The 6,133-nt window shown below is 25.5% G+C and carries 4 protein-coding genes; 2 read left to right on the forward strand and 2 right to left on the reverse strand.

The features are described 5' to 3' along the window. Window positions 1-447, reverse strand: a 447-nt coding sequence (locus tag ACTTA5_RS07435; RefSeq protein ID WP_440649131.1) for an AsmA family protein, incomplete at its 3' end; no start/stop codon positions are given. Window positions 448-480: 33 nt separating this feature from the next. Between ACTTA5_RS07435 and ACTTA5_RS07440 the strand changes: the two genes are divergently transcribed. Both ACTTA5_RS07440 and ACTTA5_RS07445 read left to right on the forward strand, forming a co-directional pair. Then, complete coding sequence (locus ACTTA5_RS07440; protein ID WP_440649133.1) at window positions 481-2,517, forward strand: ATP-dependent helicase; 2,037 nt, start codon at window positions 481-483, stop codon at window positions 2,515-2,517. Next, a complete protein-coding gene (locus tag ACTTA5_RS07445) occupies window positions 2,514-4,208 on the forward strand; it encodes a M24 family metallopeptidase (RefSeq protein WP_440649135.1) in 1,695 nt (564 codons plus the stop codon). Before ACTTA5_RS07440 ends, ACTTA5_RS07445 begins: the two co-directional genes overlap by 4 nt. Here ACTTA5_RS07445 and ligA read toward each other — a convergent pair. Continuing rightward, window positions 4,191-6,133, reverse strand: a 1,943-nt coding sequence (gene ligA, locus ACTTA5_RS07450) for an NAD-dependent DNA ligase LigA (RefSeq protein WP_440649137.1), incomplete at its 5' end; no start/stop codon positions are given. The two genes, ACTTA5_RS07445 and ligA, sit on opposite strands and share 18 nt — an antisense overlap.

Genomic DNA, 6,133 nt, shown 5'->3' on the forward strand with positions numbered 1-6,133 from the left:
ATTAAAATTTGCTTCTTCTAAGATAACATGATTTAATTTGATATTTTTTAAAGAAAATAGATTTTCCAACGAGACATAAACTTTAAGTTTTTTTATTTCTGTAATTTTATCTTCTCTAGAATTAATTGAGGAATTATTTGTAGTAAAATGAGGTCTTGGTAAAAATTTATAATCTAAATCTTCTTGAAAATTAAACTCTAGGTTTAATTTGTTTTTTAAATTTTTTTTAATTTCTAAAGCTACATCCGCTTTATTGTAAATGTTTGGGAATGAAAGATATGATAAAAATAAAATAATTAGTGCGACAATAGATAAAAATATTTTATTGTTAATTAATAAATTTTTAAAGTTATCAACATTTAACTTGTTTAAATTTTTCTCTAATAGATTATTAATAAATTTACTGAATTTTTTATTAAAATTAGCAATAAATTTAGGATTATTCATTTTAAGTAGTAATCTTATAAAACATTATTTCGAATGATAAATAGAGAATATTTAGATGGTTTAAATGAAGCGCAAAAAGAGGCTGTAATGCATCTGGATGGTCCTCTTTTAATAGTAGCTGGTGCTGGTTCAGGAAAAACTAAAGTTCTAACATCAAGAATAGCGAATATAATTAAGGAAAAAAAAGCTTTTCCTAATCAAATTCTTGCAGTCACATTTACAAATAAAGCTGCTAAAGAAATGCAAAACAGAGTTAGTAAAATTTTAGCATCTGCTGCTGTCGGTCTTTCTTGGCTAGGAACATTTCATTCAATTTGTGCAAAATTGTTAAGAAAACATGCTTCAGCTGCACAATTAAACTCAAATTTCACTATCATAGATACTGATGATCAGATTAGATTAATTAAAAATATATGCAAAGCAGAAAATATCGATATCAAACAATTATCTCCAAGATTTATACTTGCAATAATTGATAGGTGGAAGAATAAAGGTTTTTATCCTGGCGAAGTAATTATAAATAAAAAAGATATATATGAGAAAACTGTTCTTCCATTATACAAAATTTATCAGAAAAAATTAACAGATTTAAATTCTTGTGATTTTGGTGATTTAATTTTACATGCAGTAAAAATTTTAGAATTTAATCCTGATATTAGAGAAATATATTCTAAAAATTTTAAATATATTTTAGTTGACGAATATCAAGATACAAACTTTATTCAAAGTAAATGGCTTAATCTTCTATCTGAAAAAAATAAAAATATTTGCTGTGTTGGTGATGATGACCAATCAATATATAGCTGGAGAGGTGCTGAGATAAAAAACTTTTTAGAGTTTGATCAAGTCTATGAAAATACAAGAGTAATAAGATTAGAGCAAAATTACAGATCTTCACAAAATATTTTATCGGTTGCTTCAAACCTTATTTCTAATAATCAAAATAGAGTTGGAAAAACATTAATTACTACAATGGAAGAGGGAGATTTGGTTCAATTAAACTGTTTTAAAAATGGTAAGGATGAAGCAATTGGTGTGTCTGATGAAATAGAAAAAAAAATTAAAAAAAAATTTTCGTATAATAATATTGCAATTTTAGTTAGAGCTATTTTCCAAACACGTGAATTTGAAGAGCGATTTCTGAAAATTGGTATGCCCTATAGAATATTAGGTGGTACAAAATTTTATGAAAGAGCTGAGATTAAAGATTGTGTTGCATACTTAAGATTAATTCATCAAGAGAAAGATGACTTAGCTTTTGAAAGAATAGTTAACAATCCAAAAAGATCAGTAGGTGATAGTACCTTAAAAAACATTCACGAGTTTGCTAAAGAAAATAATTTAAATTTAGAAAGAGCATCAATAAAAATGCTTGAGCAAAATTTAATTAAGCCAAAAGCTAAAATTGGACTTAACTTTTTTATTAATTCTCTAAACAAATGGAGAAATTATTTAACCATAAAGAAATTAAATCACATAAAGCTATTACAGATTGTTTTAGATGAGTCTGGTTATTCAGCAATGCTTAAAAATAAAAAAGATTTAGATAATGAAAATAGACTAGAAAATATCAAAGAGTTGTTAAGTGCTATGAAAGAATTTGATAATTTAGAAAGTTTTTTAGAACATGTATCTTTAGCAACCGCAGTTGATCAAGAATGGGATGGTGAAAAAATTAACATGATGACCATGCATGCAGCAAAAGGTTTGGAATTTGATGTTGTATTTTTACCTGGATGGGAAGAAGGATTATTTCCACATCAAAAATCTATTGAAGAAAAAGGTCAAAATGGTCTGGAAGAAGAAAGACGGCTAGCATATGTAGGAATTACAAGAGCAAAGAAAAAAGCTATAATTTCTTTCTCAATGAATAGATTTTACCAAGGGGATTGGATAGATAGTATGGCTTCGCGGTTCATTGATGAATTACCAGAAAAACATTTAGAAAAAAATTCTTTCTTTGATGAAGAAATTAACAATGATGATGATTTTGAGTTTAATCAGGATTTTGAAATTGAAGAAGGAACAAGAAGTCCCGGGTGGATAAGATATCAAAAGAGAATTAAATGAAGAATCATATAAAATTATTAAGAAGCAAATTTAAAAAATATGGAATTGATGGCTATATAATTCCAAAAAATGATGATTTTTTTACAGAATATTCAAAGTTAAATAGATTAGAAGTTATTTCGAATTTTAGTGGATCTGCTGGTCTAGCTATAATTCTTCAAAATAAAAATTATTTGTTTACTGATGGAAGATACACAATTCAAAGTAAAATCGAGAGTGGGAAAAATTTTAAAATTTATGGATTTGAAAAATTAATAAATTGTAGTTTATTTAAAAATCTTACACTTGGTATAGATCCAAAGTTATTTACCAATACTCAAATAAAAAATTTTTTTTTAAAATATAATAAAATTAAATATGTCGAAAAAAATCTAATTGATGAAATTGAAAATCAAAAAAAACATACCTTTAAACCATTTTTTTCTTTAGATAAAAATATTGTTGGTGAAAGTGTTAATTCCAAATTAAATAAAATATCTAAATACTTAAAAAAAAATAAATCTGATTATATATTTATTAGTGCTCCAGAAAATGTTGCGTGGACTTTAAATATAAGAGGTGGAGATGGCCCCAACAGTCCAGTTCCCAATTCGAGATTGATAGTAAGTAAATCAAAAAAAATTCTACTTATAAGTAATCTTAAAAAATGTAAGCAATTATTAAAAAATAAAATTATTAATAAAGATGAATTTTTAGATATAAATACTTTCCCAAGTAAAATACAATATCTTAAGGGAAAAAACTTTATTATTGATGATAAATCTTGTTCAATATTTTATGAAAATTTAATTAAGTCTAAATTTAAGATCATAAAAAGAGAAGATCCAATTTATCTTTTAAAGGCAATCAAAAATAAAACTGAGATTAAAAATATGATTAATGCTCATATCTTAGATGGAGTAGCATTAACTAAATTTTTATTTTGGATAAAAAAAATTAATAAAAAAAAAATCACCGAAGTAGAAGCAGCTGAAAAATTAGAAAATTTCAGAAAATCAAATAAAAACTTTCTTTATCCGAGTTTTGATACAATAGCAGGCTCTGGTAAAAATGGTGCCATTGTCCATTATCGTGCAAAGAAAGAAAGTTGCCGAGTTATAAATAAAAGGGATATTTTCCTTTGTGATTCTGGAGGCCAATATAAATATGGAACAACTGATGTTACAAGGACAATTTGTTTTTCAAAACAAAAACATAGCATCAAAGATGTTTTTACCAAAGTTTTAAAAGGTCATATTGCTGTAGCTACAACTGATATTAATAAAAATGATACAGGTAAAAAAATTGATAAAAGAGCGAGAAAATTTTTAAATAAAAGTAACTTAGATTATGCTCATGGTACAGGTCATGGTGTTGGCTTTTTTCTTAATGTTCATGAAGGGCCTCAATCTATTACAAAAATAAATACAGTAAAAATAAGAGAAGGTATGATTTTAAGTAATGAACCTGGGTATTATAAAACTAATGAATATGGAATTAGGATTGAAAATTTAGTTTATGTTAAAAAAACAAACAACAATTTGTTATTTCATAATTTAACACTAGCACCCATAGAGAAGGATTTGATAAATTTTGATCTTTTAACAATTAATGAAAAAAACTATTTATTTAAATATCATTTAGAAGTCTATTCAAAGATATCAAAATATTTGAATTCAAATGAGAGAAAGTGGTTAGCTAGTTTTATTTAGCATTTTTAAAAATTCAACTTGGTCAATGACTTTTATTTTTAACTCTCTGGCGTAATCCACTTTCTTCTTAGTTGGTTTTTCTCCAATAATTAAGAAATTTAGTTTTTTAGATACGCTACTAAGTGTTTTTCCAGAATTTTCTTCGATTAAAGATTTAATTTCTGCTCTACTAATTCCATTTAATTTTCCAGTAACTAAAAAAGTTATGTTTTTTAATTTACCATAGTCTGAATTTTGAATAGCATCTTTAATTAACAAAACTTTTTCCAATTCATTTAAAACTTGTTTGTTAGTTTCGTTTGAAAAAAAACTCTTGATTGAATTGACTTGCGTTTCACCAATTCCATCTATGTTAAGCATATCTTCATAATCATTTTGTTTAGATAACTTTTTAAATTCTGAAAATGATACAAAATGTTTAGACAACAATTTTGCATTTTCTAGACCTATATGCCTTATACCAAGAGAATAAATAAACCTCTCTAAAGAAATAGTTTTTTTTTGATCTATTGAATACTTTAGATTTTGAACAGAAAGTTTGCCCCAACCTTCTAAATTTTCAATTTCTGAAAAATCCAAATTAAAAATATCTTGAGGATATTTTATAAATTTTAATTTCCAAAAATTTTCAACTATTTTTTTCCCAAAACCATCTATATTAAAAGCTTCTTTTGAAACAAAATGTTTTAATTTTTCAATTGATATTTTATCACAATAATAACCTTCGCTAGAACATCTCCTTACAGCGTCAACTTTTTTTGTAATATTATTAAATTCTTTAATTGTTTCTGATCCACATGATGGACAATTTTTTGGAAAAATAAATTTTTTTGAATTTTTTGATCTTTTTTGTTTATTTACTGAAAGTATATGAGGTATCACATCTCCAGCTCTCTCTATAACTGCTGTATCGTCTATTCTAATATCTTTTCGATTGATTTCATCTTCATTATGTAATGTTGCATTTGAAACTATAACTCCTCCAATATTAATTGGCTTGATCTTTGCTACTGGTGTTAATGCACCTGTTCTACCAACTTGTATCTCTATATCTAAAATTTTAGAGACAGCTTTATTAGATGAAAATTTGTGAGCTATTGCCCACCTTGGTGCATTTGCAACATTACCCAATCTTTTTTGCATTGCAAAATTATTCACTTTGTAAACTATTCCATCTATATCAAAATCAATATTAGCTCTTTTTTTTTCAATTTCTTGATAATTTTTCATTAAATTTTTAATCCCTTTTACTAACTTATTTAATGGGTTTGTTTTAAAACCCCAATCGTCTAATTTACTTAAAAAATCTGATTGATTATTAACTGCTAGTCCTTTTTCATATCCAAATGTATATGCAATAAATTTTAAAGGTATTTTTTTTGTTTCATCTGGATTTTTTTGTCTTAGAGAACCAGAGGCTGCATTTCTAGGGTTTGCAAATTTTTCATTTAAATTTTTGAAATCACTATTTTGAATAAATACTTCTCCTCTAATATCAATTTCCTCTGGAAAATATTTTGCATTAATTTTTTTTGGTATATCTCTTATTGTCTTGAGATTTTCAGTTATATCTTCTCCTTCTTTTCCATCTCCTCGTGATAGACCTTTTACAAATTCACCATTTTTGAATGTTAGTGATGCGGATATTCCGTCTATTTTGGGCTCTACACTATAAAAAATTTCACTGTCTTTATTAATTGATAAAAAATTAGTAATTTTTTTTTCAAAATTTATCAAATCGTTTTCGTGAAATGCATTATCTAGTGACAGCATTGGTACCCTATGTAAAGATTTTTTAAAATTTTTTGAAGGCTTAAAACCTATAGTTTTAGATGGAGAAAATTTTGAATTTAAAAAATCATATTTGTTTTCTAAATCTAGTATTTCTCTTTTTAATTGATCATACTCACTATCCAAAACCAAAT

This window comes from Candidatus Pelagibacter sp. HIMB1521, from assembly GCF_052047875.1.
Classification (GTDB): domain Bacteria; phylum Pseudomonadota; class Alphaproteobacteria; order Pelagibacterales; family Pelagibacteraceae; genus Pelagibacter.